This window comes from Luteimonas sp. 100069 (assembly GCF_003813845.1).
GTDB classification, from domain to species: Bacteria; Pseudomonadota; Gammaproteobacteria; order Xanthomonadales; family Xanthomonadaceae; genus Luteimonas; species Luteimonas chenhongjianii.
On the sequence record NZ_RPFN01000004.1, the window covers coordinates 341,211 to 367,117 of the forward strand.

Annotated in this window: 29 protein-coding genes; 8 read left to right on the plus strand and 21 right to left on the minus strand. The window is 70.1% G+C overall.

The window, feature by feature from the left end; all coding sequences use genetic code 11:
• Position 1: 1 nt before the first annotated feature.
• From secB to EGK76_RS10570, 3 genes are all read right to left on the minus strand, one after another.
• Positions 2 to 529, minus strand: coding sequence for a protein-export chaperone SecB (secB, locus tag EGK76_RS10560; RefSeq protein WP_096296754.1), 528 nt, complete (start codon positions 527 to 529; stop codon positions 2 to 4).
• A gap of 77 nt (positions 530 to 606) precedes the next feature.
• Positions 607 to 1,044: a rhodanese-like domain-containing protein gene (locus EGK76_RS10565; protein WP_096296753.1), complete on the minus strand. Its 438-nt coding sequence runs from the start codon at positions 1,042 to 1,044 to the stop codon at positions 607 to 609.
• 76 nt (positions 1,045 to 1,120) lie between these two features.
• Positions 1,121 to 1,546, minus strand: a complete 426-nt coding sequence (locus tag EGK76_RS10570) for a hypothetical protein (protein WP_233580259.1) — start codon at positions 1,544 to 1,546, stop codon at positions 1,121 to 1,123.
• A gap of 79 nt (positions 1,547 to 1,625) precedes the next feature.
• Between EGK76_RS10570 and oleC the strand changes: the two genes are divergently transcribed.
• The 5 genes from oleC (at position 1,626) to ubiB (ending at position 6,963) form a co-directional block, all read left to right on the plus strand.
• Positions 1,626 to 3,299, plus strand: a complete 1,674-nt coding sequence (gene oleC / locus EGK76_RS10575) for an olefin beta-lactone synthetase (RefSeq protein ID WP_123832575.1) — start codon at positions 1,626 to 1,628, stop codon at positions 3,297 to 3,299.
• Positions 3,296 to 4,303 carry a 2-alkyl-3-oxoalkanoate reductase gene (gene oleD, locus EGK76_RS10580; RefSeq protein ID WP_123832576.1) on the plus strand — a complete coding sequence of 336 codons (1,008 nt, stop codon included), beginning with the start codon at positions 3,296 to 3,298 and terminating at the stop codon, positions 4,301 to 4,303. Before oleC ends, oleD begins: the two co-directional genes overlap by 4 nt.
• Positions 4,304 to 4,364: 61 nt before the next feature.
• A complete protein-coding gene (locus EGK76_RS10585) occupies positions 4,365 to 4,523 on the plus strand; it encodes a DUF1328 domain-containing protein (RefSeq protein ID WP_096296750.1) in 159 nt (52 codons plus the stop codon).
• Between the two features lie 113 nt (positions 4,524 to 4,636).
• On the plus strand, positions 4,637 to 5,278 hold the full coding sequence (locus EGK76_RS10590; RefSeq protein WP_096300185.1) for an SCP2 sterol-binding domain-containing protein: 642 nt from the start codon (positions 4,637 to 4,639) through the stop codon (positions 5,276 to 5,278).
• Positions 5,275 to 6,963: a ubiquinone biosynthesis regulatory protein kinase UbiB gene (ubiB, locus tag EGK76_RS10595; protein WP_123832577.1), complete on the plus strand. Its 1,689-nt coding sequence runs from the start codon at positions 5,275 to 5,277 to the stop codon at positions 6,961 to 6,963. Before EGK76_RS10590 ends, ubiB begins: the two co-directional genes overlap by 4 nt.
• A 155-nt stretch (positions 6,964 to 7,118) precedes the next feature.
• On the opposite strand, the gene EGK76_RS10600 is transcribed toward ubiB, so the two are convergent.
• The 3 genes from EGK76_RS10600 to EGK76_RS10610 form a co-directional block, all read right to left on the minus strand.
• Positions 7,119 to 8,399 (minus strand): sigma-70 family RNA polymerase sigma factor, encoded by a 1,281-nt coding sequence (locus EGK76_RS10600; protein ID WP_123832578.1) that lies wholly within the window; start codon positions 8,397 to 8,399, stop codon positions 7,119 to 7,121.
• Between the two features lie 86 nt (positions 8,400 to 8,485).
• The gene (locus EGK76_RS10605; protein WP_123832579.1) at positions 8,486 to 8,893 is read right to left on the minus strand and encodes a VOC family protein; all 408 of its coding nucleotides are present in this window, start codon (positions 8,891 to 8,893) and stop codon (positions 8,486 to 8,488) included.
• A 29-nt stretch (positions 8,894 to 8,922) separates the two neighbouring features.
• Entirely contained in the window at positions 8,923 to 9,336 is a 414-nt protein-coding gene (locus EGK76_RS10610) for a VOC family protein (protein WP_123832580.1), read from the minus strand.
• Between the two features lie 156 nt (positions 9,337 to 9,492).
• Between EGK76_RS10610 and EGK76_RS10615 the strand changes: the two genes are divergently transcribed.
• On the plus strand, positions 9,493 to 10,314 hold the full coding sequence (locus tag EGK76_RS10615) for an META and DUF4377 domain-containing protein (protein ID WP_123832581.1): 822 nt from the start codon (positions 9,493 to 9,495) through the stop codon (positions 10,312 to 10,314).
• Positions 10,315 to 10,589: 275 nt separating this feature from the next.
• Here EGK76_RS10615 and EGK76_RS10620 read toward each other — a convergent pair whose 3' ends face one another.
• The 12 genes from EGK76_RS10620 to EGK76_RS10660 form a co-directional block, all read right to left on the minus strand.
• Positions 10,590 to 11,207, minus strand: coding sequence for a YbhB/YbcL family Raf kinase inhibitor-like protein (locus tag EGK76_RS10620; RefSeq protein WP_123832582.1), 618 nt, complete (start codon positions 11,205 to 11,207; stop codon positions 10,590 to 10,592).
• A 21-nt stretch (positions 11,208 to 11,228) separates the two neighbouring features.
• Positions 11,229 to 13,298, minus strand: a complete 2,070-nt coding sequence (locus tag EGK76_RS10625) for a tetratricopeptide repeat protein (RefSeq protein WP_158613485.1) — start codon at positions 13,296 to 13,298, stop codon at positions 11,229 to 11,231.
• A gap of 207 nt (positions 13,299 to 13,505) precedes the next feature.
• Positions 13,506 to 14,564 (minus strand): alpha/beta fold hydrolase, encoded by a 1,059-nt coding sequence (locus tag EGK76_RS10630; protein ID WP_096300183.1) that lies wholly within the window; start codon positions 14,562 to 14,564, stop codon positions 13,506 to 13,508.
• A gap of 59 nt (positions 14,565 to 14,623) precedes the next feature.
• Positions 14,624 to 15,433 (minus strand): lysophospholipid acyltransferase family protein, encoded by an 810-nt coding sequence (locus tag EGK76_RS10635; RefSeq protein ID WP_096296742.1) that lies wholly within the window; start codon positions 15,431 to 15,433, stop codon positions 14,624 to 14,626.
• 44 nt (positions 15,434 to 15,477) lie between these two features.
• Complete coding sequence (locus tag EGK76_RS10640) at positions 15,478 to 15,894, minus strand: hotdog fold thioesterase (protein ID WP_096296741.1); 417 nt, start codon at positions 15,892 to 15,894, stop codon at positions 15,478 to 15,480.
• A 123-nt stretch (positions 15,895 to 16,017) separates the two neighbouring features.
• Positions 16,018 to 16,179 (minus strand): hypothetical protein, encoded by a 162-nt coding sequence (locus EGK76_RS15410; RefSeq protein WP_158613486.1) that lies wholly within the window; start codon positions 16,177 to 16,179, stop codon positions 16,018 to 16,020.
• 67 nt (positions 16,180 to 16,246) lie between these two features.
• A complete protein-coding gene (locus EGK76_RS15415; RefSeq protein WP_157745213.1) occupies positions 16,247 to 16,402 on the minus strand; it encodes a hypothetical protein in 156 nt (51 codons plus the stop codon).
• 24 nt (positions 16,403 to 16,426) lie between these two features.
• Positions 16,427 to 16,570, minus strand: coding sequence for a hypothetical protein (locus EGK76_RS15420; protein ID WP_157745211.1), 144 nt, complete (start codon positions 16,568 to 16,570; stop codon positions 16,427 to 16,429).
• A 208-nt stretch (positions 16,571 to 16,778) separates the two neighbouring features.
• Positions 16,779 to 18,725: a phospholipase D family protein gene (locus EGK76_RS10645; protein WP_096296740.1), complete on the minus strand. Its 1,947-nt coding sequence runs from the start codon at positions 18,723 to 18,725 to the stop codon at positions 16,779 to 16,781.
• Positions 18,725 to 19,315 carry a YceI family protein gene (locus tag EGK76_RS10650; protein WP_158613487.1) on the minus strand — a complete coding sequence of 197 codons (591 nt, stop codon included), beginning with the start codon at positions 19,313 to 19,315 and terminating at the stop codon, positions 18,725 to 18,727. Before EGK76_RS10650 ends, EGK76_RS10645 begins: the two co-directional genes overlap by 1 nt.
• Positions 19,316 to 19,355: 40 nt before the next feature.
• Positions 19,356 to 19,832: a histidine phosphatase family protein gene (locus EGK76_RS10655; RefSeq protein WP_123832585.1), complete on the minus strand. Its 477-nt coding sequence runs from the start codon at positions 19,830 to 19,832 to the stop codon at positions 19,356 to 19,358.
• Positions 19,833 to 19,908: 76 nt separating this feature from the next.
• Positions 19,909 to 20,541: a ParA family protein gene (locus tag EGK76_RS10660; protein ID WP_096296738.1), complete on the minus strand. Its 633-nt coding sequence runs from the start codon at positions 20,539 to 20,541 to the stop codon at positions 19,909 to 19,911.
• A 107-nt stretch (positions 20,542 to 20,648) separates the two neighbouring features.
• Between EGK76_RS10660 and EGK76_RS10665 the strand changes: the two genes are divergently transcribed.
• Entirely contained in the window at positions 20,649 to 22,133 is a 1,485-nt protein-coding gene (locus EGK76_RS10665) for an AAA family ATPase (protein WP_123832586.1), read from the plus strand.
• A 42-nt stretch (positions 22,134 to 22,175) separates the two neighbouring features.
• Positions 22,176 to 22,730: a hypothetical protein gene (locus EGK76_RS10670; RefSeq protein WP_123832587.1), complete on the plus strand. Its 555-nt coding sequence runs from the start codon at positions 22,176 to 22,178 to the stop codon at positions 22,728 to 22,730.
• Between the two features lie 54 nt (positions 22,731 to 22,784).
• On the opposite strand, the gene EGK76_RS10675 is transcribed toward EGK76_RS10670, so the two are convergent.
• The 3 genes from EGK76_RS10675 to EGK76_RS10685 all read right to left on the minus strand — a co-directional run bounded on the left by EGK76_RS10675 (position 22,785) and on the right by EGK76_RS10685 (position 25,855).
• Complete coding sequence (locus EGK76_RS10675) at positions 22,785 to 23,606, minus strand: hypothetical protein (RefSeq protein ID WP_096296735.1); 822 nt, start codon at positions 23,604 to 23,606, stop codon at positions 22,785 to 22,787.
• A 109-nt stretch (positions 23,607 to 23,715) separates the two neighbouring features.
• Positions 23,716 to 24,753 carry a hypothetical protein gene (locus EGK76_RS10680; RefSeq protein WP_123832588.1) on the minus strand — a complete coding sequence of 346 codons (1,038 nt, stop codon included), beginning with the start codon at positions 24,751 to 24,753 and terminating at the stop codon, positions 23,716 to 23,718.
• Positions 24,754 to 24,814: 61 nt separating this feature from the next.
• Entirely contained in the window at positions 24,815 to 25,855 is a 1,041-nt protein-coding gene (locus EGK76_RS10685; protein WP_123832589.1) for a hypothetical protein, read from the minus strand.
• Positions 25,856 to 25,907 lie beyond the last annotated feature (52 nt).

The following is a 25,907-nucleotide window of genomic DNA, read 5'->3' on the forward strand; positions in this document are numbered from 1 at the left end:
CTCAGGCGTTGCCGACCTGGTCGGTGGTCGGCTGCTCGCCGCCCTGCTGCGCGCGCTGGCGCAGGCCTTCGGCGTAGAGCGCGTCGAAGTTGATCGGCTGCAGCAGGAACGGCGGGAAGCCACCGGCCTGGATCAGGTCGCCGATCAGCTGGCGGGCGTAGGGATAGAGCACGTTCGGGCACTGGGTGCCGAGCAGCGCATCGAGGGTATTGCCGTCGAAACCGGCCAGGCCGAACACGCCGGCCTGCTTCACTTCGGCCACGTACACCGTGTTGGCGTTGTCCTCACCGGTGGTGCAGGTCAGGGTGATCCCCAGCACGACTTCGTAGGCGTTGTCGCCGACGCGCTGGACGCTCTGGTTGAGGTTCATGTTGAGCTGCGGCTGGGCCTGCTCGTTGAAGATCGCCGGCGACTTGGGCGATTCGAACGAGACGTCCTTGACGTAGATCTTTTCGACGCTGAACTGCGCGCCGGCCGGCTGCGCCGGGGCTGCGCCATTGGCGCCGTTGGTGGTCTGTTCTTCGGACATGTGGATCGACTCCAGCAGAAAATTGGGTGGAAGCGGGATCGCCGATTATGGCACCCGCCGATGGACGGAACCTGGGCTCAGCCGCGGCCCTTGACCAGCGGCAGATCGGCCTGCAGCCAGCCGCCGATGCCGCCGTCGAGGACGTAGACGTTCGCGAAGCCGGCCTTCTTGAGCCGCTTGGCGGCGTCGCTCGCGGTACTGCCGGTCTTGCAGACCAGCACCACGGGCAGGGCCTTCGCCGGTGCGAGCTGCTTGCTCTCCGGGTCGAACTGGCTCATCAGCACGTTCTTCGATCCGGGGATGTGGCCCTTGGCGTAGTCCGCCGAGGGCCGCAGGTCGACGACGAGCGCGTTCTCGCGGTTCATCAGCACGGTCAGTTCGGCCGGACGCAGCGCCTTGAAGCCGCGGAACAGCCGCGAGATCTCATTGACGATGATCGCCACCGTCAGGGCGGCGAAGACCAGCGACAACATCTGGTTGCGGCCGAGGAAGGCCAGAAGTTCTTCGAAATTCACGGATCAGTCGCGGTGCGTCGGAGGGCGGCGATTGTCGCACAACGCCGCGGCTGCCCGGCGCCAGGGGCCGCAGCCGCTATTCGCCCGCCCACAGATCGGGCAAACCATCTGTGATCCACCAGGTGCCGGCGCCCGGATCCCAGCGCCAGCGCTCGGTATAGCGCACGGTGCGCTCGGCCATCGTATGGCGGTTGACCACGCCGATCTGGATCTCGCGCAGTGCCTCGTCCGGCCCGGCCTGGCCACCGACCTCCCGATAACCGGTCACCTGGACCTGGGCGTAGCGTTCGAAGTCCAGCGCGTTCGCCGGATTCGCGGTGCGGTACTCCGGATCGACCAGTTGCCAGGCGCCGTGCAGATCGTTCCAGCGCACCGCCGACGACCATGCATGCTGCGCGCTCTCGAGGGCGCTGCGCTGCTTGCCGGCGCTGGCACAGCCCGGCAGCCACAAGGAGAGCATCAGGACGAGCAGCAGCGGAGCAGGGAAGCGGGGAACGCGCATGGCGGTGTCCGTGCGGGAAAGCGGCCATCCTAATCCGTCCCCGGCCGTGCGCGTGCGGCGGCCCGGTATCCTCTCGCCGATGCAAGCACCCATCTCCCCGGCCGCGGACGCGGTCAACATCGCCGCAGCCCTGCCGCGGCTCGCGCGCGAGCGACCCGACCGGATCGCGATGCGTTGTCCCGGCCCCGACGGCCGCTACGGCGAGGCGCATGCACTGACCTATGCCGCGCTGGACGCACGCAGCGATGCGATCGCTGCCGGACTCGCCCGGCGCGGCATCGTCCGCGGCACGCGCGCGGTGCTGATGGTCCGCCCCACACCCGAGTTCTTCCTGCTGATGTTCGCGCTGTTCAAGGCCGGCGCGGTGCCGGTGCTGGTGGACCCGGGCATCGACAGGCGCGCGCTCAAGCAGTGCCTGGATGAAGCCCAGGCGCAGGCGTTCATCGGCATTCCGCTGGCGCAGTTCGCGCGCACGCTGCTGGGCTGGGCGAAATCGGCGCGTATCCGCATCACCACCGGTCACCGCGCGTGGCTGGCCGATGCCACGCTGGCGCAGGTGGAACGCGCCGGGGCGGGCGCCGGGCCGCAGCTGGCCGCGACGAAGGCCGACGATGTCGCCGCGATCCTCTTCACCAGCGGCTCGACCGGCGTGCCAAAGGGCGTGGTCTATCGCCACCGGCATTTCGTTGCCCAGATCGACATGTTGCGCGGCGCATTCGGCATCGCCGCCGGCGGCATCGACCTGCCGACGTTTCCGCCGTTCGCGCTGTTCGATCCCGCGCTCGGGCTCACCTCGATCATCCCGGACATGGATCCCACCCGCCCGGCGAATGCCGATCCCGACAAGCTGCATGCGGCGATCGCACGCTTCGGCGTGGACCAGCTGTTCGGGTCGCCGGCGCTGATGGGCGTGCTTGCGAAGGACGGCAGGCCGCTGCCGACGCTGCGCCGGGTGACCTCGGCCGGCGCGCCGGTGCCGCCGGACACGGTCGCGAGGATTCTCGAGCTGCTGCCGGGCGATGCGCGCTTCTGGACGCCCTACGGCGCCACCGAGTGCCTGCCGGTGGCGGTGGTCGAGGGCCGCGAACTGCTGGAACTGCGCACGCGCACCGAACAGGGCGCCGGCACCTGCGTGGGCCGACCGGTGCCGCCGAACGAGGTGCGGATCATCCGCGTCGACGACGGCGCGATTCCGGTCTGGTCCGACGCACTGTGCGTGCCCGGCGCGCAGGTCGGGGAGATCACCGTCGCCGGGCCCAGCGCCACCGATACCTATTTCAACCGCGACGCGCAGACGCGGCTGGCGAAAATCACCGAGACGTTGCCTGACGGCAGCACGCGCATCGTCCACCGCATGGGCGACCTCGGCTATTTCGATGCGGAAGGCCGGCTGTGGTTCTGCGGCCGCAAGGGCCATCGCGTCGTGACCACCGAGGGGACCCTGTGCACCGAACAGGTCGAGCCGGTGTTCAACGTGCATCCCGAAGTACGCCGCACCGCGCTGGTCGGTGTCGGCCCCGCGGGCCGGCAGACGCCGGTGCTGTGTGTGGAACTGCGCGCCGGCATCGCCAAGCGCGAGCACGCGCGCATCGCCGACGAGCTGCGTCACATCGGCGAAGGCCATGTGCATACCGCGCGCATCGAGCGCGTGCTGTTCCATCCGGGGTTCCCGGTCGACATCCGCCACAACGCGAAGATCGGCCGTGAGGCGCTGGCCGTGTGGGCGGCAAAACGCACACAGGAGATCGCATGAAACTTCTCGTCACCGGCGGCGGCGGGTTCCTCGGGCAGGCGCTGTGTCGCGGCCTGGTCGAGCGCGGCTTTGATGTCACCAGCTTCAACCGCGGCCACTATCCGGAACTCGACGCGATCGGCGTGCGCCAGGTGCGCGGCGATCTCGCCGATGGCGCGGCCGTGGCCAATGCAGCGCAGGGCATGGACGCGATCTTCCACAACGCGGCCAAGGCCGGCGCCTGGGGGAGTTACGAGAGCTACCACCGGGCCAACGTGCTCGGCACGCAGAACGTGCTCGACGCCTGTCGTGCGCACGGCATCGGTCGGCTGGTCTATACCTCCACGCCCAGCGTGACCCATCGCGCGACGCATCCGGTCGAAGGCGGCACGGCCGAAACCGTGCCATACGGCGAACACTTCAAGGCGCCATACGCGACCACCAAGAAGATCGCCGAACAGGCGGTGCTCGCGGCCAACGATGCGACGCTCGCGACGGTCGCATTGCGTCCGCGGCTGATCTGGGGGCCTGGTGACCAGCAGTTGCTGCCGCGTCTGGTCGAGCGCGCCAAGGCCGGCCGTCTGCGCTTCGTCGGCAACGGCGACAACCGCATCGACACCACGTACATCGACAACGCTGCGCAGGCTCACTTCGACGCATTCGCGCATCTGGCGCCCGGCGCCGCCTGCGCCGGCCGCGCGTACTTCATCAGCAATGGCGAACCGACGACGGTGCGCGAGATCGTCAATGCGCTGCTGGCCGCGGCCGGCGCCCCGCAGGTCGACAGGACGGTGCCGTTCGGCGTGGCATATGCGATCGGCGCGATCTGCGAAGCGGTGTGGCCCGTGCTGCGCCTGTCCGGGGAACCGCCGATGACGCGTTTCCTGGCCGAGCAGCTCAGCACCACGCACTGGTACGACATGGCGCCGGCGACGCGCGATTTCGGCTATGTTCCCAGGGTTTCCCTTCACGACGGACTCATCCGCCTGAAAAATTCGCAAGTCAGGTACATGACCGTCACCTGATCGCGACTTCCGGCCGCATAGGGTGGCACCCGAACCGCCACGGGACCTAGGAGATCAACCCATGCTTCGTTATGCCATTATTTTTCTTGTCGTTGCCATCATCGCCGGTGTACTCGGCTTCAGCGGCGTCGCTGGCGCCGCGACCAATATCGCCTGGATCCTGTTTGTCGTGTTCCTGATCCTGGCTGTGGTCTCGATGCTGCGTGGTCGCGGCCCGTAACGGTCAGCGTCTCCAGATCGATCCAGCGCCCGCCTTCTGGCGGGCGTTTTCTTTTGCGCGCGCCGTACCGGCCGGCGCATCTGGGCTCGCCGGCCCGACGCTACAATGCGGCCATGGCCGGACTCCCTTCTCCTTTCGCGATGCTCAAGCCGATTGCCGGACGTGCGCTGGAAACCGCGCTCAACCGGGCGCTCGCACTCGATGCCGACACACGTGCGGCATTGATCGGCCTGCATGGCCAGCGCATCGCGTTGACGCTCGCCTCCCCGCCGCTTGCCCTTGAACTGCGGGTCGAAGGCGAGAGATTGTGCGTCGGCCCGGTCGACGCGGCGCTCGAGCCCGATCTCGCCGTGCGGACCACGCTCGCCGGCATGTTGTCGCAGCTGCCATTCCTGCGCCGGGACGATGCCCCGCCGATCGGCAAGGTGCGCGTTTCCGGTGACGCCGAACTCGCGCGTCGCCTGCAGAAGCTGGCGGGCAGTTTCGATCCCGACTGGCAGCAGCCCTTCGTCGCCGTGTTCGGGGACGTGATCGGCGTGCAGGTGGCCAATGCGTTCGCCGCGGCGCTGCGACAGGCAAAGGATCTGGGCGGAACGCTGACCGAAAGCGCGGTCGAATACGTCACCGAGGAATCGCGCGATGTCCTCGGCCGCGACGAGCTGGCGGCGTTCCACGACGATGTCGATGTCCTGCGCGACGATGTCGAACGACTGTCGGCGCGCGTGTCACGACTGCAGCACGGGCCTGCTGCATGAGAGGTGTGCTGCGCGCGTCGCGCATCGGCCGGGTGCTGTTGCGTTATCGCCTCGATGACCTGTTCGACGGCACCCCCGCCGAGCGCTGGCTCAAGCTCGCGCGTCCGTTCGTGCCGCGCGCCTCGGCCGATATCGCCGCGCAGTCGCGCGGCGCGCGTCTGCGTCTGGCGCTGCAGGAACTCGGGCCGATCTTCGTCAAGTTCGGACAGATCCTCTCGACCCGCCGCGACCTGGTGCCGCCCGACATCGTCGACGATCTCGCCCTGCTGCAGGATCGGGTGCTGCCGTTCGATGGCGCGCTGGCCCAGGCGATCATCGAGCGCGAGCTCGGCCTGCCGATCGCGCTGGCCTTCGAGAGCTTCGACACCACACCGCTGGCGTCGGCCTCGATCGCCCAGGTCCATGCGGCGACGCTGCCCGCCGACGAACGCCACCCGCGCCGCGACGTCGTGGTCAAGGTGCTGCGGCCGACCATCGAGAAGCAGATCGCCGCCGACGTGGCCCTGCTGAAGAACCTCGCCGCGCTGGTCGATCGCACCCATCCCAATGCCGACAAGATCCGTCCGCGCGAAGTCGTGGCCGAGATCGAGAACACGCTGGCCGCCGAACTCGACCTGCAGCGCGAAGGCGCGAATGCGTCCGTACTGCGGCGCTTCTGGACCGGCTCGCAGGATCTCTACGTGCCCGCCCCCGTGTGGGAGCGCACCACCCAGCGCGTGCTCACGCTCGAGCGGGTGCACGGCATTCCCAGCGACGACATCGTCGCGCTCGACGCCGCGGGCATCGACCGCAAGGCGCTCGCGGCCAAGGGCGTGCGCGTGTTCTACACGCAGGTCTTCCGCGACAACTTCTTCCATGCCGATGCGCACGCGGGCAACATCTGGGTCGATCCCGACCGCAAGACCAATCCGCGCTTCATCGCGCTGGATTTCGGGATCATGGGCCAGCTCTCGCGCGAGGATCAGTACTACCTCGCCGAGAACTTCATGGCGATCTTTCGCCAGGACTATCGGCGCATCGCCGAGCTGCACATCCAGGCCGGCTGGATGCCCTCGCACATCCGCATCGACGAACTCGAAGCGGCGGTGCGCTCGGTCTGCGAGCCGTACTTCACCCGGCCGCTGTCGGAGATCTCGCTCGGCGAGGTGCTGGGCAAACTGTTCCGCACCGCGCAGCGCTACCAGTTGACCCTGCAGCCGCAGCTGATCCTCCTGCAGAAGACCCTGCTGAGCATCGAAGGCATCGGTCGCCTGCTCGATCCCAAGCTCGACATCTGGGCGGTCGCGCGGCCGGTGCTCGAGCGCATCCTCGTCGAGCGCTACAGCCCGCAGCGCCTGGCGCGCGAATTCCGCGACCGCCTGCCGGAACTGATCACCCAGGCGCCCGACATGCCGCGCCTGCTGCACGGCTGGCTCAAGCAGCAGGTCGAAGGCCGCCACGAACTGCGCATGCGCTCCGACGATCTCGCCGCACTGACCGCGACCATGCAGGGCATGCAGAAGCGCGTGGTCGCGGCCATCCTCGGCGTCGGCCTGCTGATCGTCGCCGCGGTGCTCTACGCACTTGAAGCCGGCGGCCCGAGTTTCATCGGTCTGCCGGTCGCGACCTGGGTCGCGGGCGTGGGTGGCCTTTGGGCATTGCTGGCCGCCTGGCCGCGCCGGGTCCTGGTGCATCTGCGCGACTGAGTTCGCCGCGGTAGGCCTGGTGGTCGGGCCAGCGTGCCAGGCCGCCGTCCGGGATCGATGAGGACACGCGCCCGTGCAGTGCCGCGGGAGCGGGGCCCACGATCACATCGCTGTCGGACCTTGGCCTCCGGCCGACGCGGTCGCACGAGGGCGTCTCAAGGAGGCGCCTGCGCGCGACATTCCGCCGCGCGGCCACTCAACCAGTCGCGCTCGCGCGGATTGCGCGCCAGTGACGCCGCCCGCTCGAAGGCGGCGGCCGCGTCGAGATGCCGACCGAGCTTCGCCAGCAGATCGCCGCGCACCCCCGGCAGCAGGTGGTAGCTGGCGAGCGCAGGATCATCGGCGAGCGCGTCGACCAGGGGCAGCGCCGCCGCCGGGCCGGCGGCCATGCCGGTCGCGACCGCGCGGTTGAGGGCGACCACCGGTGAGCCGGTCAGGGCCAGCAGGCGTCCGTAGAGCGCAGCGATGCGCGTCCAGTCGGTGGCGTCCGCCGCGGGCGCGAGGGCATGGCAGGCGGCAATCGCGGCCTGCAGCTCGTAGGCGGCGGGCGCCGCCGGCCCGCGCACGGCCTGTGCGCGCGCCAATGCGGCGAGACCGGCGTCAATCAGCGCGTGGTCCCAGCGCGCGCGGTCCTGCTCGGCGAGCAGCACCGGGTGACCGTGGGCATCGGTGCGCGCGGCGAGGCGCGAGGCCTGCAGCGCCATCAGCGCCTCCAGTGCATGGACTTCCGGCTCGCGCGGCATCAGCCCGGCCAGCACCCGCACCAGCCGCAGGGCTTCGGCGCACAGGTCCGGACGTGCCCAGTGCGCGCCGCTGCTTGCAGCAAAGCCTTCGTTGAACACCAGGTAGAGCACGTGCAGCACGGCCGAGCGCCGCGCCGGCAGGTCCGCACGCCGCGGCACCTCGAACGGCGTGCCGGCCTTCGCGATCCCGCGCTTGGCGCGGACGATGCGCTGGGCGATCGTGGCCTCGGGGACGAGGAACGCGCGCGCGATCTCGTCGGTGGTCAGGCCGCCGATCAGGCGCAGGGTCAGCGCGACCTGCGATTCGATCGTCAGCGCCGGATGGCAGGCCACGAACATCAGCCGCAGCACGTCGTCACCGATCACATCGTCGCGCGCCGCCTCGGCGCGCGTTTCGGCATCGCGTTGCGCCTGCTCGATCTCGCGCGCGAGTTCGGCATGGCGGGCATCGAGCAGGCGGCTGCGGCGCAGGCGGTCGATGCCGCGGTGGCGGGCGGTGGTCATCAGCCAGGCGCCCGGGTTATCCGGCAGGCCGGTCTGCGGCCAGCGTCCCAGCGCCGCGAGCAGTGCGTCCTGGGCCAGTTCCTCGGCGAGATCGAGATCGTGGACCAGGCGCATCAGGCCGCCGATGATCCGGGGCCGCTCCTCGCGGCACAGGCGGTCGATCGTGCGATGCAGGGCGGCGGTGTCCATCGCCGGCGATGACAGCACCGCAGCCGCGGCCGGGCAAGCCGCACTGCGTCGTCGCGGTCGGCGCTCCATCGCGCACGGGGCGGCGCTCATCCGGCGTCGAATGCGGAGGCATCCATGTAAAACACCTCCCACAGCTGTCCGTCCGGGTCCTCGAAAGCGTGCTGGTACATGTGGCCGTGGTCGACCGGCGGGCCGGGTACGGTGGCGCCGGCCGCGCGGGCCTGCTCGACGATCGCATCGACGCTCGCGCGGTCCGGCTGCGACAGGGCGATGATCGCGCCGGTGCGATCACGCCCGCACAGCGGTCTGCTGGTGAAGGTCTGGAAGAACGGCTTGACCAGCAGCATGACGAAACTGTCCTCGCCGATGATCATGGCGGTCGCGTTCTCGTTGGTGAAGCGCGGTTCGAATGCGAAGCCCAGCGCGGTGAAGAAGCGCACGCTGCGGTTGAGGTCCTCGACCGGCAGATTGACGTAGATCTGGGGACGGAACATTGCGGGTCTCCTGTGCGGGGGCATGTGTGTCAGCAGGGCTTGCTACGCAGCACCATCCAGCCCGTACGGAAACGGTCGACCACCATGCCGAAGCGGTGGGCGAAGAAGGTCTCGGCCATCGGCGCGCGGATCTCGCCGCGTTCGGCCAGCGCGGCGAAGATCCGCTCGGCGTCGGCGTCGCTGTCCACGCCCAGGCTGACGAAGGCGTGTGGCGCACGTGGCAGCGGCGTGCCCGGCGGCACGTCGGATCCCATCAGGAATCCGCCATCGATGTCGATGCAGCCATGCATGATCCGGTCGGGCGCTACGGCAACGCCCCCGGCGCAGGTCGGATCGTCGCCGTAGGGCATCAGTACCGGTGCGGTGCAGCCGAGCAGGCCGGCATAGAACCGGAACGCGGCAGCGCAGTCGCCATCGAAATAGAGGTAGGGATCGACACGCATCGGGGGTCTCCTTGGCCGCCGGGATGGCGGTCTCGTGATCACGACGATCCGGCAGGCCGGTTCTCGACATCGACCGGCGCGCATCCGGCCGGGCGCAACGGAACCTTGTCGTCCGCACCGCTAAGCTGGTCCGCCCGTTCCGAGCGAGGAGACGCCATGCACCGCCCTCTGATCCTGCTGTTGCCGCTGGCGCTGGCCGCCTGCGGTGGGTCGCCATCGTCATCGCCGGACCCGGCCGCGACAGCGCCATCCAACGCAGCGGCAGCCATCCCGGATGCCGCGCCGGCCGACCATCGCCCCGCCCTGGAGGCCTACCACTGGCGTCTGGTGGAGGCCACGACCGGAACCGGGGCGGGCATCGACGCGCTCACCGGCGGCAGCGGGGACGCGCTGCAGCTGGATTTCTCCGACGGTGGCGTGCAGGTGTCCAATGTCTGCAACAACATGGCGGGCAATGTCGCCCTCGACGACGATCGCATCACCGTCGACCAGGTGATCTCCACGTTGATGGCCTGCGCCGACCCGGCACTGACGGCGCGCGAATCGGCGATCGCTGAACGACTGCCCGGTACCCATCGCATCGCGCTTACGGTCGGACCACCGCCGCGGCTGACGCTGTCGCTCGACAACGGCGATGTGTTGACGTTCGAAGGCACCCCGACCGCGGCAACGCGCTACGGCGGCGCGGGCGAAACGGTCTTCCTCGAGGTCGCGCCCGAGCGGATCGCCTGCGAGCACCCCGCGTCCGATGGACGCTGCCTGCAGGTGCGCGAGGTGCGCTACGACGACGAAGGCATCCGCACGCCGGGCGATGCGGACTGGACGCCGTTGCAGGAGATCGAGGGCTTCAACTTCGAGGATGGCGTACGCAGCGTGGTGCGCGTGAAGCGCTTCAACGTGCCCGCGCCGGCGGTCGACGCGCCGGCGCAGGCCTATGTGCTGGACACGGTGGTGGAGTCGGAGACCGCAGCGCAGTGACGGCCGCGGCGCCAGGGCGGTGCCGCGGAGCATGGCGTGTCACGCTCGGCCCCGGGGCCGCAGCCTCCGGCCCGCCCGGCTGACCCGGGCCCAGGCGGACTGCCTGCGGATGCGGGCATCAGGCCTCGCGGCCATCGGTGCAAGGCGAGCATCGCCGCGCCCGGCTCGGTCAACGACCCGGGCACCCGCTCAGGGCCTGTCCACCTCGCCGGCCGGTCGCGACTGCATGCGCGGGCCGGCGGCCAGCGGTCAGCGGTCAGCGCCGCGTCGCGGCCTCAGACCGCCGCAGCCTGCGGATGCAAGGTATAGCTGCCCCAGACCAGCGCTTCGGCCAGTACGTGGCCCTGCATGGCGCGCAGCACATCGCCCGCCGTGAAGCGCTCGGGGACATCGAGCCGGGCGACGTCGAGCGCGAACAGCCGGAAGAAATAACGGTGCGTGCGCAGGTCGTTGGGCGGCGGATACGGGCCGTCGTAGCCGAACCAGTCGCCGCCGAGCTCCGCGTCACCTGCGAACCAGCCGGTGTAGTCGTTGAGGCCCTGGCGGGCGCCGGCCGGCCCGGGCGGATTGCGCTTGCCGCCCTTGGTCACGCCGTCGCTGGCGCTGCCCTCGGCGATCTCGCGCAGCTCGGCCGGCAGGTCGACCACCGCCCAGTGCACAAAGCTGCCGCGCGGATGCTCGACCGGGATCTCGACCCCTGCCTTGCCGGCCAGCGAAGGATCCGTTGGCGCGTCGGGGTCTATGCACAGCAGGGCGAATGAACGCGTACCCGCGGGCACGTCGTCCCAGGCCAGGTGCGGGTTGCGGTTGCCGCCGAAGCCATCCCTGGTGCCGACCGCATAGGTCGCCGGAATCGGCCGGCCGGGTTCGAAACTGTCGCTGTGGATACGCATGGTGGCTCCTGTCGGGGCGGGTCAGTCCTGTCGGTAGCCCAGGCGGACCGCGACCGGGGTCAGGGTCGCGATCGGGCCGGCGAGTACGTCGCGATAGGCGAGCCAGCGGCCGGCCGGGATCCGGTCGGGGCCGAGCAGCGCGCGCGGCGGAGTCGGGAACGTCGGCACGCCGAGTGCCTCGGCAAAGCGCGAGGCCAGGCGCTCGAGATCCTCGCCCGGGGCGTCGGTACGCACGACGGTATGCGGAAACAGGTCCTGCTCGATGAGGTCGGCGAGCTGCGCCAGATGCGCGGCCAGCCAGGTCGCCGCGCTGTCGGCATCGGTGATCTTCATCGCCAGCGGCGTGCCGTAGGCGAGCCAGTCGAGCAGCATGTCGCGCGGGTCGCGCAGCGCCAGCAGCAGCCGTGCGTGGGGCATCCGCGTCCGCAGCGCCAGCAGCCAGGCGTTGTCCCAGAACGGCAGCCAGTCGATGACCGCGCCATCGCCGATGCCGCGCGCGGGCAGTTGCGCCACCCAGCTGTCGGCGACCTGTTCGCCGGTGAATTCACCAGCGGCCAGGCGCACGGGCACCGTGGTGTCCTGGAAGGCATCCTGGATCGGCGTGGTGAAGCGGTCGCTGCGGAATTCGGGCAGCGCGCGCTGCAGCGGATTGGCGATGCGGTCCGCCTGCGCGCCGGGTGGGCCGTAGAGGAACACCGTGGGCCGCACCGTGCCTTCGACGGTGCCGATCTCCGGCCAGCTGGCCGGCGCGGCCGAGGGCGCCGGCGGGGCGCCGACGTTGGCGGTCGCCTCGACATTGAGCGCCATCCAGGTGGCCATGGCGTCGGCAGGCCGCTCGGCCTTGTCCTGCGCCATCGCGATCCAGCGGCGCAGCATCACGCGCGCAGGCGCACTGGCGGCCGGGAGCAGGCCTTCGGCAAAGGCGACCGCGGCATCGGGATCACGTCCGAGCAGCCGGTTGAACAGGAATTCGTTGGCATTGCCGTGGCCCGGCTGCAATTCGGCGATCTTGCGCGCGGTGGCTTCGGCGGCCTCGAGTTCGCCGGTGCCGGCCTCGAGCGCCAGCTGCGCCTGCAGCGCCGGCACATGTTCCGGTCGCGCCGCGGTCCAGCGCGCGATCAGTTCGCGCGAGACGTCGCTGCCGAAGCTCTCCATCGCCAGGCGCGCCAGCCACAGGTGGTCCCACTGCGCATCGCGTGCCAGCGCGGCGTCGAGCGTGTCGCGGGTTTCCTCGGTGTTGTCCGTCGCTTCCCAGAGCAGCAGCAGCCCGTTGGTGGCGCGGCGTGATTCGGGGTGGGCCGCGAACGCGGCCTGCAGCAGCGGCCTGGCACGGTCGAAGCGCCGGGCCTGCAGCTCGAGCTCACCGGCGAAGGTCTGCATCGACGGGGAAACGTGGGCCGGGTCGGTCATCAGCGCGGCGATCTCGTCGGCGGCCTCGGCCGGGCGGCCCTGCTGGAACAGGATCTGCGCCAGCAGCCCGCGCAGCGGCGCGTGACCGGTCTTCTCCAGGATGCGCCGGAACGCCTGCTCGGCGAACGCGAGATGGCCCTTGGCGAGATAGGCGAACCCCAGTGCATTGAGCACCTGCACATCCTCGGGCGCGCGCTGCGACGCCGCCGTCAGCAGCGACAGGGCGCGATCGTGATCGCCGCGGCGCGAGGCCACGGTGCCTTCCAGCATCAGCGTCCACGGGTGCTCGGGGGCGACGCGCGCGGCCAATTTGCTCTGGCGTTCGGCCTCGGCGAGGTCGTTGCGGCCGATCGCCATCTGCGCCTGCACGACATAGGCGCCGTACTGGTTGGGATCGAGCGCGATGGTCTGCGCGAGCGCGGCCTGCGCGCCGCCCAGGTCGCGCGTGTCGAGCAGCATGCCCGCGCGCAGGAAATGGAGTTCCGCGTTGTCGGGCATCTGCGCAATGGCCGCATCGATCGTCGACAGCGCGGCGTCGCGCTCGCCGTTCGAGCGGAACGCCAGCGCGGCCGCGCTCAGGGTCTCGACGTCGGTGGGCGCGGTGGCGATGGCCTGGTGGGCCAGTGCGGCGGCTTCGGCATTCGCGCCGCGTTGCAGGGCCTGGTAGATCTGTTGCGACATTGCGGACATCCCGGCGCGAAGCCGACCAAAGGCAAGGCCGGGCATTGTAGCGGGGGCGCCGCCGCGGCCGCCGTCCGCGCATCGGAGACGCGGAAGACCTGCGCCCGCATGCGGCGATCCCGGTCGCGCTTGTCGGCGCGCGCCCGAGCACGACGCGCGGGCCGGCCAATCGGAACAGATGGATGGCGCCGGACGGGCGCGCGGCGCTCAGGCTTCCGGCGAACGGGGGCGGGCGCGGATCGCGGCCGCCAGTCGCGTGCGTTCCGAGGACGTCTGCGCGGCGCGGGCGTGGCCCGACAGCCGGCCGGCGACCCAGCGTTCGGCGAAGCTGTCGAGCGAGTGGTCGAGCAAGAACCCGCAATGACCGCCCCAGCGGCTGATCTCGACCCGCGCATGCGCCGGCAGCGTCAGGTCGTGGAAGGCGTCCAGCGGAATCACCGGATCGTCCGCCGCCATCAGGATGTCGGCCGGGACCTGCAGTGACGACAGCCGGTTGCCGGCGATGGAATAACCATCGAAATAGTTGTCGAGCGAGCCGAAATCCGTGTGCGTCCGCACCAGCCAGTCAGTCAGCTCGCGCATCCCCAGGCCGAGCGTCGCGTCGTCGAAGGCGAGCTGCTCCGGGAACAGCTCGCGCTTGCGGCGCAGCGATGCGCGCCAGGTGCGCTCGAAATGGCGCAGGTACAGGCGGTGACCCCGTTCCATGTGCAGCATCGTGCGCGAGGGATCGATGACCGGGCACACCGCGGCCACTCCGGCGAGCTGCAGTCCGGCTGCGGGCGCGCGCAATGCCAGGCGCAGCGCGAAGTTGCCGCCCAGCGAATAGCCGGCCGCGAGCATCGGCCTGGGCGCGAAGCGGGCGGCGATGTCGAGCGCCGCGTGCACCACTTCGTCGATGCGGTTGGAATGGAAGATCGCCGGATTGAGGTGGTGGGTGCCGCCGTGGTCGCGGAAGTTGAGCCGGAACACCTCGAACCCGAGCCCCAGCATCTGCGCAGCGGTCAGGCGCATGTAGCTCGACTCGGTACTGCCTTCCCAGCCGTGCAGGAGCAGGGCAAGGCCGCGCGGCTCGATCCCCGGCACCACGCTGTGATGGCCCTGGAGGCGCACACCGTCGCCGCCGTCGACGAGGTGCGCGGTGGTGACGGCGCCGGTCGCCGCCAGGGTCTGCGCGCTGCGGCGACGACGCAGGTCGCTGCTGGCCAGCAGGGTCTGCACGTGTGGACTGCGCAGCCACATCGGCGGTGCGTAATCACTGCCGCGCACGTAGATGTCGCCCGGCGCATCCTCGGCCGCATCCGCCATCCCGCGCGGACGCTGCCCGTTCACGCGCGCGTTTCCAGCGCGGCGACGATGCGCTCGCGCGAGACCTCGGCCAGGCCGCGGCGGCCGTCGGAACTGCCCGGCAGGATCGGCTCGAGAAACACCACCTGGGCCTCGCGCGGCTCCTCGCCGAGCAGGCGCAGGAAATTGGCCATGAACGACTCGTGCTCGCGGAAGGCTACGACCGCTTGCGCGGACGCATCGCGGCCGTAGCGCAGCGCCACCGGCTGCACGGGGACATTGGCCTCGACCGCGGCGAGGAAGATCCGGGCGTGGAACGGCCCGACAACGTCGCCGCCGCGGGTGCGTCCTTCGGGGAACACGGCGACCGGCCGGCCTTCGCGCAGCCGCGCGACCATCTCGTCGAGCACGCCGCCCATCGATTCACGGCTGCCGCGCTGGTGGAAGATCGTCTCGCCGCGCGCTGCCAGCCACCCCACCACCGGCCAGCCGGCGATCTCCCGCTTGGCCACGAAGCCGACCATGCGCTGACTGTGCAGCGCCACGATGTCGATCCAGCTGACGTGGTTGGCGACGAACAGCGTCGCGCCCGGCAGCGGGGTGCCTACACGGCGCACCGAGAATCCGAACACGCGCATCAGCCCGCCCTGCCACCAGCGGATCATCCGGTGATCGACGCGCTCGCCGCTGCGCAGGCGGCGCCGTCCGATCGGCGGCAGCATCGAGAGCAGCAGGATCGGCAGATCCACGCCGAGGTGCCATATCAGCAACGGGACACGCACGCAGTAACGCAGCACACGCGCCGGCATGCCGCTGGCGTCGGCTTCGGCGTGGTCGGGGGAAGACGTCATCGGTGCACGATACCCAAACCCGGGCCTGGACGGTCGACGCCCACTCAGGGTTTCGGCACGACGGCGAGCGTCAGCCGTGAAATGCAGACCAGCTTGCCGGCCACGTCTTCGATGCGGATCTCCCAGACCTGGGTACTGCGCCCGACATGCAGCGGGCGCGCCGTCCCGGTCACGCTGCCGGCACGGACGCCGCGCAGATGGTTGGCATTGATCTCGATACCGACGACGCCGTGTCCGTCGGGTGCAGCCAGGCCGCCGGCGGTGCTGCCGAGGGTTTCGGCCAGCAATGCCGATGCGCCACCGTGCAGCAGGCCATAGGGCTGATGGGTGCGGGCATCGACAGGCATCGTCGCGCGCAGGAAATCGGGGCCCAGTTCGGTAAAGACGATGCCCAGCGTCGCGATCGCGGTGCCGGCGGACATCGTATTGAGCTGGTCGAGCGTGGTGTCGCTACGGAACATGCGCCAGGACTCTGGAGAAACGCGAAAGCTTAGGCGGTTATGCGCGCTCGCGCAGCGAGGCGGTGCAATGGTGCATTGCGAACCCGGGCATCGCCGCGCAGATGCGGCGGAGAGCGCCGCGGCTCAGACGATCCGGAACCGTTCCGGCATTGCACTGTCGCGACCTTCCAGGCGAAAGGCGCTGTTGGCGATGCGGGCCTGGCTGTGGAAGCGGGCGGGCCGTGCGAGGCAGGTTGTCATTGGCGACGTGGGGGCGAAATGGAGCAGGGCATCGGGGCGGAACATGGCTGAACTCCTGAGGATCGGAGGAACGCTTCAGGCGCCGGCGTTGATCGGTGATCGGCGATCGTGATCAGGCGATGCGGAAACGTGCGGGGACGGATGCCGACGCGTAGCTGCGCGGGCTGCAGTAACCGCTGCTGCGGCCGTAGCCGGGGCCGGGCTGGCGCAGGGCAGTGGACGGGACGAGGTGGGCGGCGGCATTGATGATGGCGTGCATGCGGGACATGGCGGCTCTCCGATGGGTAGTGGGTCAGGCGACGCGGAAGCGGGCAGGCACGGTGCTTGCGGTATAGCTGCGCGGCGCGGCGTAGCCGCTGCTGCGGCCGTAGCCGGTGCCGAACGGGCGGGCACAGACGGCGGCGAACTGACGGGTCGAGAGGGTCTGGGTCTGCATGGCGATCTCCGTGGGTGGTGTGCTTCGGTGTGTTGGTAGACTACAACACCACTGTTGAAGAACACCACATGCCGTAAGTCACGCCCGTGCATTCAGCTGAAAATGTTCAGCCGGGATTAATATTCGCAATGGTTGCGGGCTGCTGGAGGCCCGCCAGCGGCGAACTACGACGCTGCGCCGGCTCGGCGCACCCGTTCGGTCCGCGGGGTCAGAGGATCGGGACGAGGCCTGCGCCGAAGGCGGTGAAGATCCGCGTCATCAGGCTGCGCCAGCCGAGGCTCACTTCCGGGAAGTCGCCGACCGGCGCATAACAGGCGCGGAAGCCCGGCGCGTCCGGCGGCAGCGGCTCCGGGCAGCCCGGCCCCGGCTGGAACTCGAAACTCGTGGCGTAGCGGGTGGGCCACAGGTCGAAGATCGGCAGCTGCTCCGACACCTTCGCCATCGAATAGTCCAGCCCCGAAAACACCGCCGGCGAATCACGACGCGCGATCGTCCAGGCATTGGCGGGCGACATGTCGCGGCGAATGCTCGCCGCCAGGCGCTCGGCAAAACGGGCGTCCTCGATGACGACGGCGTTCTCGGTGTTGTAGGTATCGCCGCGGGGGTCGAAGTTGTGGGTGCCGACCACGCCGATGCGCGTGTCGACCACCAGCGACTTGGCATGCAGTCCCATACGCAGGCCCGTGCGGTTGAGCGGGACCTGACGGTTCACGCCGATGCCGGCGTAGCGCAGCGCGGAGTACTCGCGGGTCAGCGGCGCCACGCTGGCCGGTCGCGCGGCGATCACCGCCTCGCGCGTGGCCGATGCGCCTTCGGTTCCGCTCTCGTCCAGATTGACGCTGCCGTCGGCGTTCCACGAGATGTCCACCGCGCCGGTGACTTCCAGGTCGATCGGCGCGTCTTCCGGAAACGGCTTGTACTCGTAGATATGGAAGCCGAAATCGCGCAGGTGCCGGCGCTTGTACTTGTAGGACAGCGCGTAGGTAATGAAGGAGTCGGTCGCGGCCAGGCTGTTGGTCGACACCAGCACCTGCGGCGGGTCGGGCCGGGCATGCAGCTCGGCGAACATCTGCTCGGCCGGCTTCGACAGCACCAGATAGGGCGTCTGCAACAGCACCTCGTCCTGCGCGGATTCGATCAGCTCGCGCAGGCGCGGCGTCGCGGCGATCGAGGCCTGCGCCGCCTCGCGGTCACGGCGGTGCTTGCCCGGCAGGTCGCCAATGAATTCGACGGGGCCCACCGCCAGCGCCAGGTCCGCCAGACGCTGGCGCACCAGGTCCGCGTCCTCGGCGTCGGCCGACATCGCCGCCACGCGCGCGGGGCGCTGGTAGTTCTGGAACGACACCGGCGGCACGCCGTCGCGCAGCAGATGGCGACCGACATCCGCAAGCTGCTCGACCGGCGTGCTCAATGGCGCATGCCAGAACGCGACGAAGCTCTGCTTCATCGTCTCGACCACCGGACCTGCGATCAGCACATCGCGGTCGCGGAAGTTGAAGCTGTCGCTCCAGTCGAAATAGTCGTCCTGGTAGTTGCGGCCGCCGGTGATGCCGACCACGCCGTCGACCAGCAGGGACTTGCTGTGCATGCGCTGGTTGAGCCGGCGCCAGCAACAGGCCGCGGCCAGCGCGTACTGCGGGTAGGTGATGCGCGCACGGCCGAGCACGGGGTTGTAGATCCGCATTTCGAAGTTGGTGTGGGCGCCGGCAAGCGCGGACAGTGTTTCCACCGTGCGCAGCGCCGAGAGCTGGTCCACCAGCAGACGCACCTGGACCCCGCGCCGCGCGGCGGCGAGCAGTTCCTCGAGCACAAGATGGCCGGAATCGTCCTCGTCGAAGATATAGGTCTGCAGGTCAATCGTGCGCTGCGCGCCACGGATCAGATCGAGGCGGGCGAGCAGCGCGTCCTGGCCGTATTCGAGCAGCAGCGCATAGTGCTGCGGCGCGGACGGCGTGCTGCGCGCCAGTGCGCGTTCGCCCAGTTCGCGCAGAGGCGAGGGCGTCGCGCACGCGTCCGCGCGCTCGCAGACCACTTCGGTCGAGCGTGCTTCCACCGCGATGTGCGCCGCGGCGTCGCGCCGGGCCGGCGAAAGCGTGGTGCAGGCGGCGGTGGCCAGCGTCAGGGCCAGCACGGCGGCGCGGGTCAGGACATGCATCAGCGCTGATCCAGGGCCCGGATCCGCAGGCTGAAACGCACCTGGTCGGCGAGCGCATAGTCCCACCGGTCCATCGCGTACTGGCTGCGGCGGACATCACCCGTCCCGGTCACGTCGCAATCGAAGGCCGGGCGCTCGCATTCCGAGGCGGCGATACGGAAGGCCTCGCGGCGCTGGACGCCACGGATGCTCAGCACGCCGGTCATCTCGCCACCCTCGCGCGCCAGCGCGGCGGGATACGGATCGGAGACGAAGAGGATCTGCGGAAACCGCTTGACGTCGAACACGCCCGGGCCACGGGTAATGCGGGTGTAGACGCGGCTGCCGACGATCTCCACGCTGTCGGCGGCGAGGGCCAGCCGCACCTGGTGGCGACCATCCGGCAACACCGCGATCTCTCCCTGCCAGTCGCCGAACCGGCCGACCAGTTGCTGGCCCCACCGGGTGCGCAGGCTGAAGCCGATCTCCGAGTGCTCGACGTCCATTGCCGTGGCGGTGCCAGGCTCCAGCGCCGCCCAGGCGGGGACGACAGCGCAGAGCAGGCCCGCGGCCACGAGCCGTCGCAGCAGGGGTACGAATACGAACTGCATCATTGTCAGACTGGCAAGGCGCGACGCGGCGCAGCTGCCGTTACGGCCACCAGAAAGCCGACAGCTCTGCCGCCGCAGGTTCCACCGCGGCGCCGGTCGGCAGGCTCAGGACCGCGATCCCCGCCGGCGGCATGCCGCGGTACTCGCCGGTCTGGCCCGTGTGCAGCAGGGCCGTGAGCCGTTCCAGGCCCGGATTGTGTCCCACCAGCATCAGCCGGGTGCTGTCCAGGTCCTCGTCGAGCAGGGCGGCCAGCGTGCCCGGTGTGGCCTCGTAGATCGCCGGCACCAGCCGCTGGTCGACATAGCCGATCGTGGCCAGCACCGCTTCGAGGGTCTCGCGCGTGCGCCGCGCCGGTGAGCACAGCACGCAGTCGGGCACCAGCTGCTTGTCGCGCAGCCAGCGTCCGGCCGCCTCGGCCTCGGCGAGACCCTCGGCGGACAGAGGCCGATCGATGTCGGCCTGTCCCGGCAGTGCGGGCTCGGCATGGGCATGGCGGAGCAGGATCAGTTCGCGCATGTGGTTTTGGCGGCCTCGGGTGATCGATTCATGACGGGCGGTGCGTTCGGTCGCGGTGAACACGCCGTGGGACAGGCTATTTCCGCAGCCATTTCAACAGCGGGGTCCAGTCGTCCTGGTGCTCGCGGACCTGCGCCGAATGGTAATCGAACAGACTTTTACCCAGCCCGACCAGCATCACGTACGCCTGGCTGTCGCGCAGCTGCGCGATCACCGGAGACGGCCACTGGTCGAGCAGCGCCAACGCCTGCTGCGTGGCATTGGTATGGGGCCGCAGGCGGTTGGCGACCAGGCCCACGCGGGTCTGGCCGCGGCGGATGCGCGGGTGTCTGGCCAGCGTGTTGAGGAAGCCGACGGTCGCCTCGATGTCCAGCGCGGACGGCAACACCGGCACCACCACCGCCTCGGCGAGCTCAAGGTAGGCGTCGAGGTCCTCGGCCATCGCGCCAGCCGGTGCATCGATCACCAGCCGCGTCGCGCCCTCGGGAATCGATGCCAGGACCTTCCTGTGGCGCGCGCTGCCGTCGAGCGGCAACACTGCGGCCTCCATACCGGCGCGTCGCTCGGCCCAGCGCGTCGACGACTGCTGCGGATCGGCGTCGATCAGGACGGTGGGCTCGCCAGCCAGCGCGGAATGCGCGGCGAGATGGGTTGCGATCGTGGTCTTGCCGACACCACCCTTGGAGCTGGCCACCAGTACCGTCTTCATCGAAGCCTCCGGATGGGTTCGCGTTCGAGCGTACACCGGCGACCCCACCACCGCGACCGCGCCGCCCGTTTAACATCCGGGTTCCCGACGACAGACGCGACGCGCCCATGAGCGAACTGCAGGACCTGGCCGCCCTGATCCGTGCCAACACGCCGCTGGTGGTCGTCGAAACGCCCGATGAGCCGCGCGTGGTCGAGCTGTTCCGGCAATCCCTGCAACAGGTCTGGCGCGCGCTGTACCGGTGGACGATCACCGAGGGTCTGCGCCGGCTCGATCTCGACGGCGAGTCGGAGACCGATACCGCCCCCGATGCCAGCAATACCCTGGCCGCGATCCGCGACGCCCAGCAGCGCGGCATCTATCTGCTGCTCGATTTCCATCCCTACCTGGGCTATGCCGGCACCCAGCGTCAGCTGCGCGACCTGATCCAGCGGCGCCACAGCCTGCCGCACGTGATCGTGCTGGTCGGCCACAAGGTGGAACTGCCGGCGGACCTGGAGGCGATGGCCGTGCGTTTCCGCCCGCGTCTGCCCGACGCCGACGCGCTGCTGAAACTGGTGCGCGAGGAAGCCACCCTCTACCAGCAGGAACACGGCGGCCGACGGGTGGAGGCCGACGCCGATGCGGTCCGCCAGATCGTGCGCAACCTCCAGGGGCTGTCGCTCGGGGATGCGCGCCGCATCACCCGCCAGCTGATCCACGTCGACGGCGCGCTCGGTCATGACGATCTGCCCGCGCTCGCCAAGCTAAAGTTCGAACTGCTCAACAAGAGCGGGCATCTGCACTACGAATACGACACCGCCGGCTTCGCCGACGTGGCCGGCGCGCGGCGGCTCAAGCGCTGGATCGAACAGCGCCGCCGGGTGTTCGTCGAGGGCGACGCCCCGCCGGGCCTGGATCCGCCAAAGGGCGTGCTGCTGCTCGGCGTGCAGGGCTGCGGCAAGTCGCTGCTGGCCAAAGCCATCGCCGGCGGTCTCCAGGTGCCGCTGGTACGGCTGGACTTCGGCACCCTCTACGACAAGTACCACGGCGAGACCGAGCGCAATCTGCGCGAGGCGATCGCCTCCACCGAACAGCTCGCGCCCTGCGTGCTGTGGATCGACGAGATCGAGAAGGGCCTCGCCTCCAGCGGCGACAGTGACGGCGGCGTATCGCGCCGCGTGCTCGGCTTCCTGCTGACCTGGATGGCCGAGCGCAAGTCGAAGGTGTTCCTGGTCGCCACCGCCAACCAGGTCCACGACCTGCCGCCGGAACTGCTGCGCAAGGGTCGCTTCGACGAGACCTTCTTCGTCGACCTCCCGACCGCCGAGGTGCGCGCCGAGGTGTTCTCGGTGCATCTCGCGCGGCGCGGCTTCGCACTTGCGGACTTCGACCTGCCCGGGCTGGCCGCCGAGGCAGAGGGCTTTTCCGGTGCCGAGATCGAGCAGGCCATCGTGGCCGCGCTCTATGCCGCGCATGCTGCCGGCGCGCCGCTGTCGCAGCCGATGGTCGTCGAATCACTGCGCGACACGCGACCACTTTCGGTGATGATGCGCGAGCAGGTCGACGCGCTGCGCAACTGGGCAAGCGAACGGACCGTGCCCGCGGACTAGGCGGGGCGCCACGTCTCGATGGATCGATCGGCAGGAGGCCGGATGACCGCACGACACTACGCATGCTGCATCCTCCCGTGCCTGGCCGTGGCGCTGATGGCGTGCAGCCATCGCACCGCAGGGGTGCAGCGCGCGATGGTGCTGCCACCGATGGCGCAGGTGCACAGCGTCGAATCCAATCAGCGGTTCCTGATGGCCTCGCCGATCCATGATCCCGACCCGACATTTCCGGCCGGCGCGCGTCTGGACGGCGAATTGCGGCTGTGCGTGGGCTTCGTCGTCGATGCCGAGGGCGCGGTGCGGGACGTCGCTGCGGATCGCGCGGAGCAGGCCTGCGCGGATCCTGCCGATCCTGCCGCGCGCCCGTTCGTCGATGCCGTCACCGCGACGCTGCGCAACTGGCGCTACTTCGGCGGGGCGGTCTGCACGTTCCCCGCCGGCGTGGACCCGGACCGCGACCCGCGCTGCGAGGGCGCAGGGGTCGCAGTCGACGCCGTGCCGATCCGCCTGCGTTACACATTCACCTTCTCGTCCGAACGCGGGGGGCGCGTGTCCCGGAACACTGCCGGCAGTGCGCCGGCAGGATCGGTGCGATGACCGCGCAGGGCCAAAGCACGGCCCTGCGCACGCGCGGACCGGATGCGCGGGGGACTACCTGGTCTCGGTGATCTCCAGCCGGTAGCTGCCCGCCTGTCCGAGATGGCCGACATAGATCTCGTACTCGCCGGGGCGGAACGTATCGACGACCGCGGCGTCCAGCGCACCGGCGCCATCGTCGTCGCACAGCACCTTGCCGGGGCCGACCACGACGAGGCTCGAATCGGTGGTGCTGCGGACCGAGAGGCGCAGCGCCACCGTCGAGGTGATCGTCAGCCGATGGTCGGGCGTGGAATCGATCATGCCGCTGCAGTGCGCGCCGTAGCGGCGGGCATCCACCGCGCCGCCGGTCTCGCCTGTCCCGGTCTGCGGATCGGGGGTGAAGCCGGCACCGAGGCGGAAGTTCGCGTACTGCGCGTTCCCCCCGGCCGAGGCCACGCCGCTGCCCTCGGTAAGCGTCAGCGTGTAGCGGCCGGATTGCTCGACATGGCCCACGTAGACGGCGTAGTCCCCGGGCGTGAGGCGGGCATCGAGCTGTGCGTCGAGCTGGCCGCCGCTGTCGTCGTCGCAGAACACGCCGGCCGGGCCGACCACGACCAGTGTGGAATCGGTGGTGCTCTGGACTGCCATGCGAAGGTCGAGCGGCGAGGTCACCCGGATCGTGTGGTCGGGCGTGGCATCGATGAAACCGCTGCACTGCGGCCCGAAGCGACTCGCCAGTGTCTGCCCGCCGGTCTCGCCGGTCCCGGTCTGCGGATCAGGCGTGAATCCCGCGCCGAGCGTGAAGCTGTTGTAGGCCTGCGCGGCGGCAGGGCCGCTGGCGCAGACGAGCGTTGCCGCGGCCAACAGGCCGCAGGCGGTGTGCAGATGCCGCATCGGAAGTCTCCGTCCCCGTACACCGGCGCGCTGCCGGTGGAGGCGGAAGTGTGCGGCAGGTCGCTTGTACTGACCAGCGCATGGTGCCGCGCGAAGTGCCGGCAAACCCTCAGCGCGTTGGCTGCCAGCCCGTCGGCGGCTCGGATGGAACGCCGGCTTCCTGCAACGCGCGTGCGACGAGATCGGCTTCGGTCCGGACCGACGGATCCGCGAGCAGGCGTGCGAACTGCGCGGCGCCCTCGCGGGGCAGGGTGGCGCTCGCCCGACCCCATTGGAGCATGCGCCAGTCGAAGATCCGGCGACGTGCCTGCACGTCGGCACGCTCGGCCTGCGTGCTGGCGAGGCGTTCGAGCAGGGCGAGGCCGAGCATCCTGCCGAGCTGGGTGTCCGAGGTGTTCGCCATGAGGCTGGCGACATGGCGGCAATCGCGCGCGCGCGCGGCGTTCGCGCCCGCCGCGTCCGCGTCGCAGCCCCGCATCAGCGGCTCCAGCGCCGGAAAGGCGAGCGCCGCCCACAGACCCATCGCGGTGATCGCCGCATGCTCGGCCGGCACGAACTCGTCCGCATCGGCGAGTGCCGCCCGCTCTCCAGGGGTCGGCGGCGTGCGCAGCAGCGCGGTCTGCATCCAGCGCACCTGTTCGAGCATGCCGAGGTCGAAGCGGGTGGCGACCCGCGCATCGGCAAGCAACGCATCGACGTTGCCGCCACGCACCAGCAGCGGCGCGAGATTCTGTGGGTCGGCGCCGAGCCAGCGCTGCGCGGCGCGCAGGCGCGTTGCTTCGTCCGCGCCGTAGGCGAGCAACGCGTTGGCAAGGGCATCGTTGCCGGCGCGTGCCGCTGCATCACGTCGCCAGGCGCTGGCCTCCCCATCGGGCGCTACAGGCTGCGAGGACCCGGCGGCCGCGCTTTCCGGATCCGCATCGGCGAGGCCGCGCAGCAAAGCAGCGAACGCGAGCTCGCGCGGCTGGCCCGTCTCCGCGAGCGCAGCGGCGCTGCGCGCCGACCAGCTGCGCCAGGCAGCCTGTGCAGCCGCGTCTTCCGGCTGCTCGGCAGGTGCCTCGTCGAAGTCCGCATAGGGCACTTGTGCCAGCGCGATTGGCGAGCAGAGTACGAGCGCACATGCGGCCGCGAGCAGGAAACGGATCATGCGATGTCTCGGGACCGGGATGCGGCCAGCATAGCGACCGCGCGCGTGGCCGCGTAGCAGGTCAGTGCGTCGGCGGCGTCCAGTCCGCGGGCGGCACCAGCGGGATGCCTGCATCGCTGAGCATGCGCGCCTGCAATTCGATCTCGGTGCGGATCGATGTGTCGTCGAGCAGGCGCATGAACTGGCGCTCGCCGTCGGGCGCGGTCGCGCGCTGCATCGCATGTGTCCGCCAGGCGATGGCGCGGGTGGCCTCCACGTCCGGTGCGTCGAGACGCGATGCGATCGCGCTCCCGATGCTGCGCATGATCAGCGTGTCCGATTCGAGCAGCTGCCCGGCAAGCGATCTGCAGGCGACCTGGAGCTCCGGCGTCGCCGACGTGCATCCTCCGGCGAGACGGGAATAACCGGGGGCGGCGTTGGCGCTGTACAGGCCGAGCGCCAGCATTGTCGCGTAGACGCGCTCGCCCATCGGCGCGCCGCTTCCCGTGGATGCGCGCGTTCGCGCGTCGGCTGGATGCGCGGCCAATGCGTCGCGCATCCACCGGAGCGTCTGGAAGTGGACACTGTCGTAATGCCGGCGTTCGGCGGCGGCCTGCAACAAGGCATCGATCGGGAGGTCGGTGCGCAGCAACCACGGCGCGCTGTTGTCGGGTTGTGCATCCGCCCAGCGCTGCGCTGCGTCCTGCGAGATGCCATCCATCTCGTCGGCGCCCGCGATGAGCAGCACATTCGCGATCACATCGTCACCCGCGCGCGCCGCGGCGCGCTCGCGCCAATCGCGTGCGATGCCATCGGATTGCACGCCGGTCACGGGGGTATCGATGACGTCACCGGGTTGCGGCGGGGCAGGATGCGCAGCCGCCTGATGCAGCAGTGCTGCCAGGGCCAGCTCGCGTGGACGGTCGGTCTGCGCGAGCGCACCCGCGGTGCGTCGCAGATAGGCCTGCTGGGCTGCCCGGCGGTCTGCCGCAGCGTGGGATTCCTCGACACCGGCCGACGGATGGAGCCAGCCGTCGGTCTCGCTGCCCTCCAGGTCGCCCGCATCCGTCCGTGTGCTGGCAATCGCCAGCACGACCAGTCCTGCCGCAATCCATCCGCGCATGTGCCGCTCCAACGTCCGTGTCGGGCGAGCATAGACCGGCCGGGAATGCGCG